Annotated in this window: 16 protein-coding genes; 3 read left to right on the forward strand and 13 right to left on the reverse strand. The window is 62.2% G+C overall.

The window, feature by feature from the left end; genetic code table 11:
- Positions 1 to 96 precede the first annotated feature (96 nt).
- Entirely contained in the window at positions 97 to 1,419 is a 1,323-nt protein-coding gene (locus I6L39_RS12955; protein WP_216989866.1) for a hypothetical protein, read from the forward strand.
- A gap of 316 nt (positions 1,420 to 1,735) precedes the next feature.
- Here the strand turns inward: I6L39_RS12955 and I6L39_RS12960 are convergent, their stop codons facing one another.
- From I6L39_RS12960 to I6L39_RS12990, 7 genes are all read right to left on the reverse strand, one after another.
- A complete protein-coding gene (locus tag I6L39_RS12960) occupies positions 1,736 to 2,776 on the reverse strand; it encodes an IS481-like element ISAs19 family transposase (RefSeq protein WP_216989867.1) in 1,041 nt (346 codons plus the stop codon).
- Positions 2,777 to 3,008: 232 nt separating this feature from the next.
- Positions 3,009 to 3,224 (reverse strand): DUF465 domain-containing protein, encoded by a 216-nt coding sequence (locus I6L39_RS12965; RefSeq protein WP_042077281.1) that lies wholly within the window; start codon positions 3,222 to 3,224, stop codon positions 3,009 to 3,011.
- A 276-nt stretch (positions 3,225 to 3,500) separates the two neighbouring features.
- Positions 3,501 to 4,091, reverse strand: coding sequence for a hypothetical protein (locus tag I6L39_RS12970; protein ID WP_209793516.1), 591 nt, complete (start codon positions 4,089 to 4,091; stop codon positions 3,501 to 3,503).
- An 11-nt stretch (positions 4,092 to 4,102) separates the two neighbouring features.
- Positions 4,103 to 5,449 carry an MATE family efflux transporter gene (locus tag I6L39_RS12975; RefSeq protein ID WP_161653425.1) on the reverse strand — a complete coding sequence of 449 codons (1,347 nt, stop codon included), beginning with the start codon at positions 5,447 to 5,449 and terminating at the stop codon, positions 4,103 to 4,105.
- 138 nt (positions 5,450 to 5,587) lie between these two features.
- A complete protein-coding gene (locus I6L39_RS12980; RefSeq protein ID WP_216989868.1) occupies positions 5,588 to 7,411 on the reverse strand; it encodes a SulP family inorganic anion transporter in 1,824 nt (607 codons plus the stop codon).
- 70 nt (positions 7,412 to 7,481) lie between these two features.
- Positions 7,482 to 8,066 (reverse strand): nucleotidyltransferase family protein, encoded by a 585-nt coding sequence (locus tag I6L39_RS12985; protein WP_216989869.1) that lies wholly within the window; start codon positions 8,064 to 8,066, stop codon positions 7,482 to 7,484.
- Complete coding sequence (locus I6L39_RS12990; RefSeq protein ID WP_216989870.1) at positions 8,056 to 8,313, reverse strand: GNAT family N-acetyltransferase; 258 nt, start codon at positions 8,311 to 8,313, stop codon at positions 8,056 to 8,058. Before I6L39_RS12990 ends, I6L39_RS12985 begins: the two co-directional genes overlap by 11 nt.
- 153 nt (positions 8,314 to 8,466) lie before the next feature.
- Between I6L39_RS12990 and cysM the strand changes: the two genes are divergently transcribed.
- Positions 8,467 to 9,357, forward strand: a complete 891-nt coding sequence (gene cysM, locus I6L39_RS12995) for a cysteine synthase CysM (RefSeq protein WP_216989871.1) — start codon at positions 8,467 to 8,469, stop codon at positions 9,355 to 9,357.
- 6 nt (positions 9,358 to 9,363) lie between these two features.
- Here the strand turns inward: cysM and I6L39_RS13000 are convergent, their stop codons facing one another.
- From I6L39_RS13000 to I6L39_RS13015, 4 genes are read right to left on the reverse strand one after another with little or no spacing between them, the layout of a single operon-like run.
- A complete protein-coding gene (locus tag I6L39_RS13000) occupies positions 9,364 to 10,548 on the reverse strand; it encodes an iron-containing alcohol dehydrogenase (RefSeq protein ID WP_216989872.1) in 1,185 nt (394 codons plus the stop codon).
- Positions 10,549 to 10,565: 17 nt separating this feature from the next.
- Positions 10,566 to 11,072: an SCP2 sterol-binding domain-containing protein gene (locus I6L39_RS13005; protein ID WP_216989873.1), complete on the reverse strand. Its 507-nt coding sequence runs from the start codon at positions 11,070 to 11,072 to the stop codon at positions 10,566 to 10,568.
- On the reverse strand, positions 11,062 to 11,652 hold the full coding sequence (locus I6L39_RS13010; protein WP_216989874.1) for a TetR/AcrR family transcriptional regulator: 591 nt from the start codon (positions 11,650 to 11,652) through the stop codon (positions 11,062 to 11,064). Before I6L39_RS13010 ends, I6L39_RS13005 begins: the two co-directional genes overlap by 11 nt.
- Before the next feature lie 8 nt (positions 11,653 to 11,660).
- Positions 11,661 to 13,085 (reverse strand): coniferyl aldehyde dehydrogenase, encoded by a 1,425-nt coding sequence (locus I6L39_RS13015; protein ID WP_216989875.1) that lies wholly within the window; start codon positions 13,083 to 13,085, stop codon positions 11,661 to 11,663.
- 213 nt (positions 13,086 to 13,298) lie between these two features.
- Here I6L39_RS13015 and I6L39_RS13020 point away from each other — a divergent pair, with 213 nt between their 5' ends.
- Positions 13,299 to 13,592 (forward strand): hypothetical protein, encoded by a 294-nt coding sequence (locus I6L39_RS13020; RefSeq protein ID WP_042077302.1) that lies wholly within the window; start codon positions 13,299 to 13,301, stop codon positions 13,590 to 13,592.
- 51 nt (positions 13,593 to 13,643) lie between these two features.
- On the opposite strand, the gene I6L39_RS13025 is transcribed toward I6L39_RS13020, so the two are convergent.
- Positions 13,644 to 14,093, reverse strand: coding sequence for a C40 family peptidase (locus tag I6L39_RS13025; protein WP_042077303.1), 450 nt, complete (start codon positions 14,091 to 14,093; stop codon positions 13,644 to 13,646).
- A gap of 115 nt (positions 14,094 to 14,208) precedes the next feature.
- The gene (locus I6L39_RS13030; RefSeq protein WP_042077305.1) at positions 14,209 to 15,123 is read right to left on the reverse strand and encodes a hydrogen peroxide-inducible genes activator; all 915 of its coding nucleotides are present in this window, start codon (positions 15,121 to 15,123) and stop codon (positions 14,209 to 14,211) included.
- Positions 15,124 to 15,237 lie beyond the last annotated feature (114 nt).

Consider the following 15,237-nt stretch of genomic DNA (forward strand, 5'->3'; position numbering starts at 1 on the left):
ATTTACTTCGAAATGAGGTGCTGACTGCTGTCAGCATTGAAACTTGTTGTAGTATCGTTATAAGATTTCTTCATTTTTAATGTAAAAGGGAGTTGCGTGGAGATACTGAATAATCGAGAGTGTGCAGTTATATTTTGGCTAGCTGTGCTATCACTTTATATTTTTACATCATCAAAAGTAGCTGGTGTTAGGGGCAGTTTTATAAACTCGCTCTCCACATCATTTGTAAAGAAAATAATCATCGTGCTTTTTTATATGTTCTGTTATGTGGGGGTAGTCGTTTATTGGCTTGCTGAGTTAGATCTATGGAATGCTGAACAGCTTAAAAATACGATTTTCTGGTGTGCTTCTGTAGGTTGTATGTCGTTATTTAAGCTTGAAAGTATTAAAAAGGATAAACACTTTTTTAAACGCTCAGTTATAGATAACTTGAAATTATTAGCAGTATTCCAATTTGTTGTCGGTGTATATACGTTTCCTCTTTGGATTGAAATTCTGCTAGTTCCAATTTTAGCAATGGCAGGGTCTATGGTCTCAATTGCCGAGTCAGATCAAAAATACCATCAAGTTAGAAGTCTGCTCGAACATATATTTTCATTGTTTGGTTTTTTGTTGATTGTTTACACTATTTATAAGTTAACAACAGACTTTGCTGAATTTGGAAAGATAAATACGGTGTATGATTTCTTTGTTCCACAATTACTAACCTTTTGCTATTTGCCATTTATATATTCCATGCTTATCTATTCAACATATGAAAAAGAATTTTTTAATCTTGAACAGTCCATAAGTAACGAGCGACATGTATATCTGGCTAAAATCTATGCTATTTTATTTTTTAATGTTCAGCTTCAGTTACTGGAGCGATGGAGGCATCGAGTCAGGATGGTTAAGGTTGATTCACATGCTGAATTATGGGACACGTTTAAATATATATTTAAAGTTAGAGCTGCTGAAAAATCCCGAAAGGATATACCTAAAGAGTTGGGCTGGAGTCCTTATAGAGCCAAAGATTTTTTGATTGATGAAGGGATTAAGACAGGATTCTACAATGAATTGTTTGAAAATGAATGGTTTGCAGCATCCCAAATGAATGATATTAGTGAGGGTTTTCTTCCTGATAATATTTCCTATTATATTGAAGGTACTGAGGATGTGGTCAAGACACTTAAAATAAAACTTAATGTTAATGATGCAAAAAGAACACGTCAAGCTCTTAATAAATTATCTGCATTAGCAGAGAGATTAAGTTTTTATAGCTTAAATGATAATGTGTCAATTAGAATGAAAGATGCTATTTCACAATGCGAACCATACACTGAAAAACATCAAGGTAAAACAGTGTCACTGCTTGTGGAAAAATGGCCAGACCATAAATCTAATGGATATGAAGTCAAATTTATAATATCAAGCATGTAACAGAGTTGAATCATCTGAAACATTTACATGGTGCTCTAGCTATGGCTTGAGTTAGCTGCTTGGAAATGAAGCTCTGCTGTCCTAGCGGCATTTTTCTATCTGTAGGCCAAAGCTTTCTTTTTATTCTTAGGCAGGTAAGCTGCGGGGGAAATGGCGTCAAGCAGGAGAAGAAACGAGATAACAGAGCAATATATAGCGGGGTGGCATGGGCTGCCGCTGGCGCGTTCCTTGTTGGCGGTAGGCAGCAGGTAGTTATCACGGTCAGCATGTACAGATCTAGTTATCACCTGACACCGGCCTCAAACCGGTGTCTTGTTTACGCTACTTTAGTGCGCATTTCCTTCGGTATCAATTTCAGACCCTTCTTGAACATGCTGTAAGGCGTCTGTCCCTCCATCATCCTGCCTTGATGTGGCCGCTGGGTGTTGTAGTGCTCCAGGTAGCTATCTAGGTCTGTCTGCATCTGTTCTACCGACTCATACCAGGTCGTCCTCCCCTTGATACGGAAGTGTTCATCCAGCAGTGTGCGATGCAGCCGTTCGATAAAGCCGTTGCTCTGTGGCCTGCGTACCTTGGTGGTCCGGTGCTCAATCCCCTCCAGTTGCAGGAACAGCTCGTAGGGATGGTGGTCAGGACGTCCACAGAACTTGCGCCCGTTATCCGACAGGATGGTATAGACCCGTGCCTCGTGGGCCTCGAAAAACGGCAGTACCGTTTCATTGAGCACATGAACCGAGGTCACCGGCAGCTTGCTGGTGTAGAGCCGTCCCCAGGCGTGGCGGCTATAGCAGTCCAGCACGGTTTGCAGATACACCTTGCCAACCCCCTTGAGCGCGCCGACGAAGAAGGTGTCGACCGCCACCAGTTCTCCGGTGTAGTGAACCTCAATCTGGCGTTCGCGAAACTCGGGGCTGAAGCGTTCGAGCAGGCGAATCTGCTCGTCATTGAGCTCAATGGTCTGCTCCCGGTGAGTTTTCTCAAGGCGCAGCAAGCGGTCGTGTTTGGAGAGCAAGTCGTGCCGTTGCCACACGCCACGCACACCGCCCGCACTGACATTGATGCCTTGCAGAGCCAGTTCTTGCGCGACCCGCAGCGGGCCATGAGTTGGTCTGGTGAGGGAGTAATCGAGGATGGCGTGTTCAATCTCGGGAGCGACCCGATTGGGATGAGCCCCTTTACAGCCGGGCAATTTGTCGAGCAATCCCTCGGCGCCATAGGTCTGGTAATTACGGCGAATTTCGTAGAACTGCTGACGGCTGTAGCCGATGAGCTTGCAGGCTTTGCTGACGTTATTGAGCTCTTTGGCGAGCTCTAGCAGGCTGAGTTTACGACGTGCTACTTTCTCGTTGGTGGTCATACGGTGACTCCGGATAACACGGTAGGGGTACCGTTTTGTTATCCGGTTTGAAGCCGTATGACCACTCCCTTTTGTGGGCAACTGTCAGGTGAATACCATCTCCATACAGTCAGCAGCGCCGAGGGTACCGCCTGATATGGCCTGCTCAGCGTTGTTGTGGGCGGCCAACAAAAAGCCCGGCGTCGGGCCGGGCTGGGGGATAAGTTGCTTATCCGGGTATTCGTCGAGGCGTCTAGTGTGGATGTTGTCTGAGGATGTCGTATATCTCCTCTTTCAGTTTAAGTTTCTGTTTTTTCAGATCCTTCACCTCGGCGCTGTAGTCGCTGGCATGGTGTTTCTCCAGCTTCCGGATCTCCGCATCCAGGTCGGTGTGCAAGTCAAACTTCTCTTGGAATTGGACATCACTGCTCTTCAGTTTCGAGATGAGATCTCTGTACTCCGGAAACATGTAATGAAGCCTCCTTGTTGTCGTTTGATGTGCCTTGACCTTCAAACTACCCCTTCCATCGGGAGATAAACGTGATCCCGATCCAATTCGGGGCCATCCCTTCGCTGCAGGCCGTGACCGATTTTTAACTGATTGAATCGCAAGTGGATTGACTGCCAGAGTGCAGAGAGGAGAGGCGAAAACTGGGATCGGCTTCACAGTCTGGCACTAGGCCGTGCCGGGGAGGCGGGCAGCAAGAAGGGGCGCGAGGCCCCTTTTTGCTAACAGGTGTGGCGTTTACTCTTTTTTCTTTTTCTTCTCCGGCAGCGGCTGACCGCCTCGGGCGATCACCTTGCCCACCTCGAAGCCGATCTGTGCCGCCAGCTCTTCCAGATCCGGGGCCTTGGCCTCGTTGCCGATGGCGTACTGGTAGTTGGCGATGGTGATCTTCTCGGCCACCGGGGTGCCCGGGACTATGGGCTCGCGCCAGCCCTGGCCCACATGGGCCACCAGGGTGCCGTTCATGATGAGCTCGCCGACGATCTCCTGGGTGGGGATGCCCTTGCCATAGGTCAGGCCCTGGGGGTGCTTCTTGCCGACCAGGGGCTCGCTGCTTGCGGGCATCAGCTTGGTGCGGATCAGCCACTTGGGCGATTTGGTCTTGCCCACCGCCTTGCCGGTCTGGTACTCGTTGATCTTGATGGTCTTGATCATCTGGGCCATGAACTCCTTGGTCAGGGCCTTCTGGGCATCGCTGGTCTCGTCGATGACGATGGGGGCCACATACCAGGTCTGGGGCGCCTGCGCCTTGGGGGCCGCCGGGGCGGTTTGCGCCATGGCGAGCGGGCTGAGCAGGATGGCCGTCAACAAGAGTCCGATTTTCTTCATGGTGATTCCGCTTATGTTTCGACAAGAATTTTGTTTTGCCAGCGACGACTGCGCCAGCGCCAGAACATGGCCAGACCGCGCACCCACTCGTCGCAGGCGAGGGCCAGCCAGATGCCTACCAGGCCATAGCCCTGCATGATACCAAGGAAATAGGCCAGGGGAACGGCAATGCCCCACATGGAGATGAGCCCCATGTAGAGCGGGAAACGGGCATCCCCGGTGGCGCGCAGGGCGTTGATCACCACCAGGTTGAAGGTGCGGCCGGGCTCGAGGATGAGGCTGATGAGGAACAGCTGGGCCACCTGGGTGATGATGTCGGCGTCGTCGGTGAACAGGCTGATGATGGCGCGGCCGTTGAGAGCGGCGGCGATGGCGATGGCGGCGGTGACGATGAGGCCGAGCTTGAGGCTCTTCATCAGCTGGCGATAGGCCTGATCGAAGCGTCTGGCCCCCGCCAGGTGCCCGATGATGATCTCGTTGCCAAGGCCGATGGAGAGGCCGAACAGCAGGATGAAGAGGCAGATCTGGAAGAAGTAGGACTGGGTCGCCAGCGCCTTGTCGCCGAGCAGGCCGACGAAGGCGGTCACCACCATGAACTGCAGCATCCAGGAGAGGTTCTCCCCCGCCGCCGGCAGACCGATGTGCAGCACCTTGTCCAGCATGGCGCGGCTTGGGCGGACGATCTCCGGCAGGCGCAGCCGGATGCCGGTCTTGCGGGCCACCAGCCACACCAGCAGCACCACCCCGACGATGCGCCCCGCCACCGTGCTGATGGCGACCCCGGCCACCCCGAGCTGGGGCAGGCCGAACCAGCCGTAGAGCAGCAGCAGGTTGCCGACGAAGGTGATGAGGTTGACGATGAGGGTCACGTACATGGCCTGGCGGGTGTGGCCGTGGGCGCGCAGGGTGGCGGCCAGGCAGAGGGCCGCCGCCTCCGGCAGCAGGCACAGGCCGATGATCTGCAGGTAGAGACTGCCGTCGCTCATCAGGTGGGCGGGCAGGTTCATCAGCGCCAGCATGGTGCCGGCCCCGGCGATGACGCCGACCGCGGCCACCAGCCCCACCAGCAGGTTGAAGCCGATGGCGGTGTGAATGACGACGCGGGCCTTCTCCTTGTCGCCGGCCCCCAGGTACTGGGTGATCACCACGCTGGTGCCGATGCTGACGAAGCTGAACAGGGTGATGGCGAGATCGAACACCTGGTTGCCCACCGCGAGCGCCGCCACTCCCTGGTAGGAGACATGGCCCACCATGAAGGTGTTCAGGGCCCCGGTCAGGAAGTGCAGGGCGAGATCGATGAACAGTGGCCAGGTCAGGGCGAAGAGGGTGCCCGGCCCGGCGTGGGATTGAGTCTGCATGGGATATCCGGATGCTGGTGATGGCCCTCGTCAGGGCCAGCTGGACGGGCATTTAACACCAAGCGGGGGCGGGGTGCAATCCTGCTCTCGGGGAAGCGAGTGCGGGCCGGCGCTCGGGAGGGGCGCCGGCCCGCCGTGTCAGACCGGCGTGGCGCCCGCCTCCTGCTCGCAGGGATGGGTGAGGAGCGCCGAATCGGGCAGCTCGTCGTCCCGCGGCCAGCGGGTGAGCAGGGCGTCCGTGGTGCTCTCCACCACCTCGTCATCCCTGAACACAGGCTCCCGGTAGCAGCGGGTCAGGCGCAGAGCCTGGTACATGTCGGGGCACAGGACTATGCCCTCGTCGCCGACCCGGATCCCCGCCTGCTGCAGCCAGTGGGTCATCTGGCTGTGGCGGCCGGCCATCACCATGTGGATGCCCCGTCGCCTGAGCTCCTTGTGCAGCTCCCCCACCATGGTCATCACGCTGATGTCCTGGTGGGTGAAGCAGGCCACCGCATCCACCACCAGGCATTGGGGGCTGCGGGGATCCTGTACCAGCAGCGCCAGCACCCGGCGCTTGAAGTAGGGGGCGTTGAAGTAGGTCAGCGGCGAGTTGAAGCGGTAGACCAGGATGCCGGGAATGGCCTTGGCCTGTTCGTTGTCCCCCAGGGTGCGCACCACCCCCTCGTCGTCCATGCCGAGCAGCTGGTCGGTGGGGCGCATCACGTTGCGCAGGAACTGGAACAAGCCCAGCAGCACCGCGAGGGTGATCCCCGGAATGACCCCCATGGCCAGCACGCTGACGAAGGTGACCAGGGCCAGCCAGAAGGCGGCGCGGTCGGAGTCGCGCAGGGCCCAGAGACCGCGAAAATCGGTCAGCGACAGGGAGGCCATCACCAGCACCACCCCGAGGGCGGCGGTGGGGATGTATTGCAGCGGCGCCGTCAGGTAGAAGGTGACCAGGGCGATGACGGCGGCGGCGATGATGGAGACCAGCTGGCTCTTGCCGCCGTTGGCATCGTTGACCGCGGTGCGCGAATCCGCCCCGCTGATGGCAAAGCCCTGGGAGGCGGCCGCCGCCAGGTTCGCCATGCCCAGCGCCCGGAACTCCTTGTCCGCATCGATCTCGTAGCCGTTCTTGGCGGCGAAGCTGCGGGCGGTGAGCATCATGGAGACGAAGCTCACCATGGCGAGGTTGAGGGCGGGCAACACCAGCTCGCGCATCAGGCCGGGGGGAAACTCCGGCATCTGGAACGCGGGCAGGCCCGAGCCTATGGTCCCCAGGGTGGCGATGTCGAACTGGCCGAGATTGAGGGCCCACACCAGGGCCGCCGTCACCACCATGGCCACCATGGAGGAGGGCCAGGCCGGCTTGTAGCGTTTGGCCAGCAGCAGGGTGAGCAGGGCGACCAGACTCATGGCCAGGGTCGGCAGGTGGGTCTGGGTGAGGTAGTCGGTGCCGTTGAGGATCCGCTCGATGAGGTAGCGCTCGTCGAAGGTGAAGCCGAAGATCTTGGAGAGCTGGCTCACCATGATGGTGATGGCCACCCCGTTGAGCAGCCCCATCAGGATGGGGCGGGAGAGGAAGTCCGCCAGCACCCCCAGCTTGAAGCGGCTGGCGATGAGGCACCAGAAGCCGGTCATGGCGGTCATGGTCATCACCAACTGCCACTGGCGGGTGGGATCGCCGGCGGCGAGCGGCGTCACCACGGCGGCGATGACGGCGCAGGTGGCGGCGTCCGGGCCGACGATCAGCTGGCGGGAGGTGCCAAAGAGGGCGTAGACCACCATGGGCAGGATGCAGGAGTAGAGGCCGACGATGGCGCCCACCCCGGCGAGCTCCGCATAGGCGATGGCCACGGGCAGTGCCACAGCCGCCACCGACAGGCCAGCGCGAAGATCCGGCATCAGCCAGGCCCGCTGGTATTGCAGCAGGGCGGCGAGCCCCGGCAGCCAGCGTTCGAGAGAGAAGAAGTCGCGCATTATTTAACCCATTGAGTTACAAACAGCTTTTCCTTAGTGTGCCCAAGGTTGTCAAAATATTGCAATCCGGTCATGGCCAGTTCACGACCAGGTCAGGCCAGATCTGCTGCCACCCCTTGGCCCTGACCCGTTCGGTAAAGACCCGGCTCTCCTGGCGACAGCGGGGGTTGGGGTCCACCTGCAGGGACCAGTTGGGGGCAAAGCCGTAGGGGGCCAGCCACTCGACCCCGTCGTCTGCCAGCAATCTGACCCCGATGCAGGTGGGCACCTCCACCCAGTGGCCGAGGGCCGAGAGCGAGCTGGCAAAGGGAGGCACCCGCTGGCGCAGGTGCATGCGAGCCTGGTTGCGCACCTCCCAGCGCTGCTCAGGCAGGCGGGCGTTGAGCCAGGCTTCGTGATCGGCCTCCTTCAATCCAGTCGGATCAGCACTGTCCAGATAGATAAGATCGATGTCGTTGAGGGGGGTCGGCGCCGGTTTGCGATGCAGGTGATCCCAGATGAGGTTGCGCACAAACCCCGCCCCCAGCGCCCAGTCGGGCAGGGCCAGCTCCCGCGCAGCACGGAGGCAATCCATGCGCCGGTCATCCGCCCGCAGCAGGGCTTCGGTTTGTGCCTGGAGGTGCGCCTCTCGGGCCGTCCCTGTCTCAGCCGGCATTGCGGCGCAACCAGACGTCGATGTAGCTGCAGGTCGGCACTATGGTCAGCCCCTCTGCCCGGGTCCAGTCGTAGAAGTTGCGGGCCAGCCGGTCGGCGATGCCCTGTCCGCGCAGCTCGGCGGGCACCTGGGTGCTGTAGGCTTCGACGGTGACTGCGTCCAGCCTGCGATAGGCGAGGCGGGCGAGCTTGCCGTCCACGGTGCAGACAAACTGCTGCTGATCGGCCTGGTGAAGAATGTCGCTCATCTTGGCTCCTCTCTGGGTGAATGGGGGGATCAGAACATGTCGGGCACGCTTTGCCAATGTCATTCTTTGCCGCCGTGGCGGGCTCGCTTACACTGGCCAGCCTGCGAATGGTCGCAAGGCAAGGTATAGAACATTGACAGAGGATGGATCCCCATGGCCTTCGCCACCCTGGAAGATCTGATCGGCAACACCCCGCTGCTGGCGCTGCGCCGCATCAACCCCTATCCCGACGTGACCCTGCTGGTGAAGCTGGAGGGCAACAACCCCGCCGGCTCGGTCAAGGACAGGCCGGCCCTGAATCTCATCAAGCGTGCGGAGGCGAGCGGTCACTTAGCGCCCGGGGCCCGCCTCATCGAGGCTACCTCGGGCAACACCGGCATCGCGCTCGCCATGGTGGCGGCGGCCAGGGGCTACCGGATGCGGCTCATCATGCCGCGTACCATGAGCCAGGAGCGGCGCGACGCCATGCAGGCCTATGGCGCCGAGCTGGTGCTGGTGGACGATGGCATGGAAGGGGCGCGAGACCTCGCCCTTGCCATGCAGGCGCGGGGGGAAGGGCTGGTGCTGGATCAGTTCAACAACCCCGCCAACCCGGATGCCCACTACCTCTCCACCGGCCCCGAGATCTGGCGCCAGAGCGAGGGGGCAATCACTCACTTCGTCTCGGCCATGGGCACCACGGGCACCATCATGGGGGTCTCACGCTACCTCAAGGAGCAGAACCCGGCGGTGCAGGTGATCGGCCTGCAACCGGCCGAGGGGAGCCAGATCCCCGGCATCCGCCGCTGGCCCGAGGCCTATCTGCCCGCCATCTTCGAGCCCGCGCGGGTCGATCGGGTGCTGGACGTGACGCTCGACGAGTCCCTCGCCACGATGCGCCGCCTGGCCCGGGAGGAGGGGATCTGCTGTGGCGTCAGCTCGGGGGGCGCCGTGGCCGGTGCCCTGCGGGTGGCGGCCGAGCTCAAACAGGGGGTGGTGGTGGCCATCATCTGCGATCGGGGGGATCGCTACCTCTCCACCGGGGTCTTCACCCCGGCGCCCTGATCCCCGCTAGGCCCACACCCGCTCCAGCAGGGCCAGCAACTGGTCCCTGTCCGCGTCCTTGCGGTTGTAGAGCAGGGCGCCGTCGTCGATGGCGAGATCCCGTATCTCGGTGAGCAGTGAGCGGTCGGTCACCCCGGCCTCCGCCAGGGTGCGCGGCAACCCCACCGTCTGCCAGAGGTGGTCCCGCAGGCGGTTCAGGGCATCCAGGCTGGCCTGGGGTCGCAGCGCCTGTGGGGTCGCTGCGAAGCGCTCCGGTCCCGCGAGCGGCAGCAGCAACCGGGCGAGCTCCTCATCGATCTCGGGCCTGTTGTAGTCGAGCACCGCGGGCAAAAACAGGTTCATGCACAGGCCGTGGGGCAGGTGGCAGCGCGCCCCCAGGCTGTGGCCGAGGGCGTGTACCAGTCCCACCATAGAGTTGGAGAAGGCCATGCCCGCCAGGGTGGAGCCCTCCGCCAGTTGCAGCCGCAGGCGCTTGTCCTGCGGTTGCTGCAATACCCTGGGCAGGGCGTCGGCTATCTTCTCCACCGCCATCAGGGCCAGGGCGTCGCTGACCGGGTTCTTGCCGTTACCGATGAAGGCCTCGATGGCGTGGGTCATGGCGTCCATGGCGGTGGCGGCCGTGATGGGCAGCGGCAACCCCAGGGTGAGGCGCGGGTCGAGCACCGCCAGCCCGGGCAGCAGGAAGGGGGAGGTGAAGGGCACCTTGCGCCCGCTCCCTTCGTCCCTGATCACCGCCACCAGAGTCACCTCCGAGCCGGTACCCGCCGTGGTGGGCACCACCGCCAGGGGATTGAGGGGCCGGGTCAGGCAGCCCGCCCCGGCGTGATCCAGCAGCCGCTCCCCGCCCAGGGTGACCAGGATATTGACCGCCTTGGCGGTGTCGATGACGGAGCCGCCCCCCAGGGCCACCAGGCTGTCGCAGCCGAGCTCCCGCCACCGGGCGGCGATCCGCTCCACCACGGCGGTGGAGGAGTCGGCCAGGATCTCGTCCCAGATGGCGGCGACCGGCAGCCCCCCCTCGGCCAGCACCCCGGCCAGCAGGTTGGCCAGGCCCGTACCGCCGACCCCCTTGTCGGTGAGCAGCAGCGGGCGGCGCGCCCCCAGCGCCATCAGCTCGTCCGGGAGCTGTTCCAGCGCCTGCTCCCCCGCCATCAGTTTGACCGGGCAGAAGAAATCGTAATAGCGGCTCATGGTGTTCCTCTTCGTGTTCAACCGGTCAACAGACCCAGGTAGATGTGGCAGGCCCGTGCCAGCTTGCGCGGCGGGTGCGGGTAGTGGCGCAGCAGGTGCCGCACCACCAAGGCGGGCAGGATCAGGGCCTGCAGCTGCTCCAGCGCCCGCACCAGGTGCATGGCCGCGCCGGGATCCCCCTCCACCTGCAGTCGGTTCTCGCAGAAGGCCTGATTGATGCCGAGGCGAAAGCTGAGGACGCGAAAGGCGACGGCGGGGTGCTTGAAGCGCACCCGCAGCGGGTGCAGCCCGCCGGAATCGGGCGCAGGGCCGCATCGCCAGCGGCCCCCCGACTTGTGCAGGGTCAGCCCCCGTCTCATGCCGCTCACCTCCAGCCGGATGACAAGGCCGTCCGGCAGGGGCGCGAGCTCGCGGCGCACCGCCTCGTCGACCCGGGCGGCGCGGCACAGGGTGCGGCCGATGATCCAGAGCAGGCCCCCCATCCAGAGGCGCCTGCCTGTGGCAAGCAGGGCGTCAGGGCGCATGGGAACCTCCGCTGATGGCGGACCAGAACAGGGTGAAGGCGCTCTCCTGCCAGTGGGGGTCCTTCCCGAGCTCCGGCTGATCCACGAACAGGGAGGCGCAGGCCAGAAACTGGCTCTGGCACACCTCCAGCATCAGGACGGGGGGCGCCGGCGCCAGCTCGCCGCAAGCCTGCCCCAGGGCCAGCAGGCGCGGCAGGAAGGGCAGGGTCTCCCCCAGGATCTGGCTGCGCAGGGGGCGGGCCAGCAGGGGGGAGTGGAAGAAGCCCAGCACGAACCTGAGCTCCCTGGGGTGGGCCTGCATCCAGGCCATCGCCTGGCCCCAGTAGTGGCGTGCCTGCTCCTCGAGGGGGAGCGCGGGGTCGGCCTCGCTGATGGCGGCGCCCAGGCGCGCCTTGATCTCCTGATAGAGGCTCTGGATCAGCACCTCCTTGCTGGGAAAGTGGTGAAACAGGGTCCCGTTGGCGACCCCGGCCGCCTTGGCGATGCGGGCGGTGGCGGCACCCTGCAGGCCGTCTTCGGCGCACAGGGCGAGGGCGGCCTCCAGGATCTGGCGGCGTTTGTCGGTCATGGGGTCTCGCATGTCGCCTCCTAGCGCAGGAGCAGGGCCATCATCAGCCGCTGGTACCAGCGCCGATAGGGGGGGTGAATGAGGCTCCCCGTGCTGAAGCGCCCGCGGCGCAGCACCGTCTTCGCCTTGGAGAAGGTGAGGAAGCCCTCGCGGCCGTGGTAGTGGCCCATGCCGGAGGGGCCCAGGCCGCCGAAGGGGGCGTCGTCCGCCGCCGCCTGGAACAGGCTCTCGTTGATGGCCATGCCCCCGGCGTGGGTCTCCCGGATGAGGCGGCGCTGCAGGGGCTCGTCCAGGCTCATCAGATAGAGCGCGAGCGGGCGGGGCCGTGCCGCCACATAGGCGATGGCCTCGTCGATGTCGTCGTAGGGCACCAGGGGCAGCAGGGGGCCGAAGATCTCCTGCTGCATCACCTGGCAGTGCCCAGGCACCTCGGTCAGCAGGTGGGGCACCAGCCGGTGGGCACCGTCATCCCGGGCGGGCGTCGCGCAGGGGTGCACCTGGGCGCCCGCCTGGCTCGCCTCGTCCAGCCAGGCGGTGAGCCGCTCATACTGGACCGCGTTGATGATGGAGCCGTAGTCCGGGCTATCCAGTCCCTTGGGGTAGAGGCGGCGAAAGTGCGCCTGATAGGCCTCGATAAAGGCCTGCTCCTGCCCCCTGGGCAGCAGCACATAGTCGGGGGCCACGCAGATCTGGCCGGCGTTCAGGCTCTTGCCGAAGATCATCCGCTCCACCGCCAGGGCCAGGGGCATGTCGGGGGCGATGAGGCAGGGACTCTTGCCACCGAGCTCCAGGGTCAGCGGCGTGAGCTGGGGGGCGGCGGCGGCCATCACCATGCGCCCCACCGCGGTGGAGCCGGTGAACAGCAGGTGATCGAAGGGCAGGGTGCTGAAGGCGGCCGCGAGCCCGGCGTCCCCCTCGATGACCACCACCTCGTCGTCGTCAAACACCGTCTCCAGCAGGGTGCGCAGCACGGCATTGGAGTGGGGGGTGAACTCGGAGAGCTTGATCATGGCGCGATTGCCGGCGGCCAGGGCGGTGATGAGGGGGCCGAGGCTCAGCATCACCGGGAAGTTCCAGGGCACCATGATGCCGACCACGCCGAGGGGCTGGTAGTGCACCTCGACCCTGGCAGGCGCCAGCAGCAGGCCCGCGTGGCGACGCTCCGGCCTCATCCAGCCCTTGAGCCGTCTCAGGCTGTAGTCGATCTGCATGACGCAGGGCAGGATGTCGGCGATCAGGCTGTCATAGCCGCTGCGCTGGCCGTAGTCCAGGGCCAGGGCGTCGCACAGGGCCTGCCGCTGGGCGAGCAGCGCCCCCTTGAGCCCGAGCAGCAAGGTGCGGCGCTGCGCCAGGCTCGGCATGGGGTTGGCCTGACAGGCCTGCCTGAGGCGGATCAGCTGCTCGGGCAGGGAGAATTTGTCCGGTGGGGAGAGAGGAGGGGTCATGGCAGGCTCCGCACATAAAATGACCGACTGATTAGTCGGTCCAAATCTAACGGGTCGTTGCCAACTTGTAAACCGGCTGGCGACACGGGGTGGGCCGACGACGGACCTCTTTCCGTGGAACTGTGCTCGAGGCCACAGTTTTGGGGCATGTCGATTGGTTGTCTATCCAATAAGGGGTATTTGTGACTCATCGACTCAGAGGGAGAACCGCACATGACCAGGGAATTGCACTGCCTGCTGGCCCGGCTGGACGACGTGATCGCGCGCATGCCGGACAGTTTCACCACCTATGAATTTGCCCAGAAGCTGGCGCTGCAGCATCAGCGGGAGTATTTCGCCGCTGGCCACTCCCTGGCGGCGCAGGAGAAAAACCTGCTGCGCCTGCTCCACGAGAAGATAGCCCTGGCGCTGGCGAGTCATGATGGCGTCATCGAGGGGGCCCTGCTGCCCTGCACGACCCCCTGGGGGGAGCGTGCCACCTCGCCCCGCTGGCACCGCAAGCACTGAACCGGCAGCAACATGAAAAGGCCCCGAGGGGCCTTTTCTGTTGGGGATCGCCTATTGGATCAGGCGGCGGGCCTGCCAGTAGCGGCTGTTCCAGTAGACGTTGTCGAGGCGCGAGCGGATCACCCCCTTGCTGGTGGAGGCGTGGATGAACTCTCCGGCCCCGGTGTAGACCCCGACGTGGTACTGCTGCCAGCCGGTCTTGAAGAAGACCAGATCCCCGTGCTGCAGCCGGTATCTGTCCACCGGGCGGCCGAGGCTGGCCTGGGATTCCGTGGTGCGGGGCAGGGTGAAGCCCAGCACCTGGCTGTAGGCGAGCTGGGTGAAGGCGGAGCAGTCGAGACCGGCGCGATCCGAACCGCCCATGCGATAGGGGACGCCGCGCCACTGCTGATAGAAGCTGTCGAAGGCGCTGCTCTGGCGCGTGGGGGGGGGCGGCTCCGGCGTGCTGGAGCAGGCGGTGACAAGCAGGGCCAACAGGGGCAGCAGCAAGGTGCGAAACATCTCAACTCCTTGATAGGGTTCGGGATTCATCATAGACGATGATCCTGCCTGGAACCTGAATGACGGCTGCATAGCGGATTGGCGCCCCTTGCAGGGGGCGCCGGCAATCCCGGCCTCAGCTCGCCGCCTTGGGGCTGATGAGGGGGGTGAGCAGTTCGGCAATCTTGTAGAAGGTCTGCACCCGGGTGGTGCTGGGGCGCCACACCAGGCCTATCTCCCGATAGGGCTTCTCCCCGGGCAGGGGGATGGCCACCAGATCCGAGTTGTCGAGGATGCCGGCATCTATGGCCATCTGGGGCAGGAAGGTGGTGCCGAGGCCCGCGCCCACCATCTGCACCAGGGTGTGCAGGCTGGTGGCGGCGAAGGGGTTGATCTTGCTCTTGTCCCGCAGCCGGCAGGCGCTCACCGCGTGCTCCGTCAGGCAGTGCTCCCGCTCCAGCAGGAAGATGCTCTGGTTGGGCAGCTCCTTGTAGTCGAACGGCATGTGCAGAGTGGCAGCCATATTTGACGGCATCACCATATGGAAGGGATCTATGCCCACCATCTTGCTGTGGAAGCCGCCGATCTCCACCGGCAGGGCCAGGATCAGCAGGTCGAGCTGGCCCTGCTCCAGCTGCTTGAGCAGGTTGGTGGTGGTGTCCTCCCGCAGCAGCAGCTCCAGATCCGGATAGGCCTTGCCGCACACCTGCAGCAGCTTGCTCAGCAGGAAGGGGGCTATGGTGGGAATGCAGCCGAGCCGGACGGTACCGTGCATGACGCCCCCCTGCTGCTGCCCCAGCTCCATCAGATCCCGGGCGTCGGAGAGCAGGTTGCGCGCCCGCGCCACTATCTCCATGCCGACCGGCGTCATGATGAAGCTCTTGTGATCCCGCTCCACCAGCTGCAGGTTCATCATGTCCTCCAGGGTCTGGATCCCGGTACTCAGGGTGGACTGGCTGACATGACAGGCCTTGGCGGCGCGGTTGAAGTTCTTGTGCTCGTCCAGAGCGACCAGATATTGCAGCTGTTTCAGGCTGGGCCAACGTTGCATAGGAGAAACCCGATCGATGCTATCTATTTGATTTGATTAATCTACCATCGAGAGACCGCTTTGTCGCCGACATTAGGCGCCCTCCTGGCAGGCGCAGTGCCTCACGGGACTGGG

The sequence above is a fragment of the Aeromonas sp. FDAARGOS 1409 genome (genome assembly GCF_019048705.1).
GTDB classification, from domain to species: domain Bacteria; phylum Pseudomonadota; class Gammaproteobacteria; order Enterobacterales; family Aeromonadaceae; genus Aeromonas; species Aeromonas sanarellii.

What these genes read in the sequence shown, in the direction of transcription:
- I6L39_RS12960 (WP_216989867.1), bottom strand. Translation starts at nt 2,776, where the DNA reads ATGACCACCAACGAGAAAGTAGCACGTCGTAAACTCAGCCTGCTAGAG.
- I6L39_RS12965 (WP_042077281.1), bottom strand. Translation starts at nt 3,224, where the DNA reads ATGTTTCCGGAGTACAGAGATCTCATCTCGAAACTGAAGAGCAGTGAT.
- I6L39_RS12970 (WP_209793516.1), bottom strand. Translation starts at nt 4,091, where the DNA reads ATGAAGAAAATCGGACTCTTGTTGACGGCCATCCTGCTCAGCCCGCTC.
- I6L39_RS12975 (WP_161653425.1), bottom strand. Translation starts at nt 5,449, where the DNA reads ATGCAGACTCAATCCCACGCCGGGCCGGGCACCCTCTTCGCCCTGACC.
- I6L39_RS12980 (WP_216989868.1), bottom strand. Translation starts at nt 7,411, where the DNA reads ATGCGCGACTTCTTCTCTCTCGAACGCTGGCTGCCGGGGCTCGCCGCC.
- I6L39_RS12985 (WP_216989869.1), bottom strand. Translation starts at nt 8,066, where the DNA reads ATGCCGGCTGAGACAGGGACGGCCCGAGAGGCGCACCTCCAGGCACAA.
- I6L39_RS12990 (WP_216989870.1), bottom strand. Translation starts at nt 8,313, where the DNA reads ATGAGCGACATTCTTCACCAGGCCGATCAGCAGCAGTTTGTCTGCACC.
- cysM (WP_216989871.1), top strand. Translation starts at nt 8,467, where the DNA reads ATGGCCTTCGCCACCCTGGAAGATCTGATCGGCAACACCCCGCTGCTG.
- I6L39_RS13000 (WP_216989872.1), bottom strand. Translation starts at nt 10,548, where the DNA reads ATGAGCCGCTATTACGATTTCTTCTGCCCGGTCAAACTGATGGCGGGG.
- I6L39_RS13005 (WP_216989873.1), bottom strand. Translation starts at nt 11,072, where the DNA reads ATGCGCCCTGACGCCCTGCTTGCCACAGGCAGGCGCCTCTGGATGGGG.
- I6L39_RS13010 (WP_216989874.1), bottom strand. Translation starts at nt 11,652, where the DNA reads ATGCGAGACCCCATGACCGACAAACGCCGCCAGATCCTGGAGGCCGCC.
- I6L39_RS13015 (WP_216989875.1), bottom strand. Translation starts at nt 13,085, where the DNA reads ATGACCCCTCCTCTCTCCCCACCGGACAAATTCTCCCTGCCCGAGCAG.
- I6L39_RS13020 (WP_042077302.1), top strand. Translation starts at nt 13,299, where the DNA reads ATGACCAGGGAATTGCACTGCCTGCTGGCCCGGCTGGACGACGTGATC.
- I6L39_RS13025 (WP_042077303.1), bottom strand. Translation starts at nt 14,093, where the DNA reads ATGTTTCGCACCTTGCTGCTGCCCCTGTTGGCCCTGCTTGTCACCGCC.
- I6L39_RS13030 (WP_042077305.1), bottom strand. Translation starts at nt 15,123, where the DNA reads ATGCAACGTTGGCCCAGCCTGAAACAGCTGCAATATCTGGTCGCTCTG.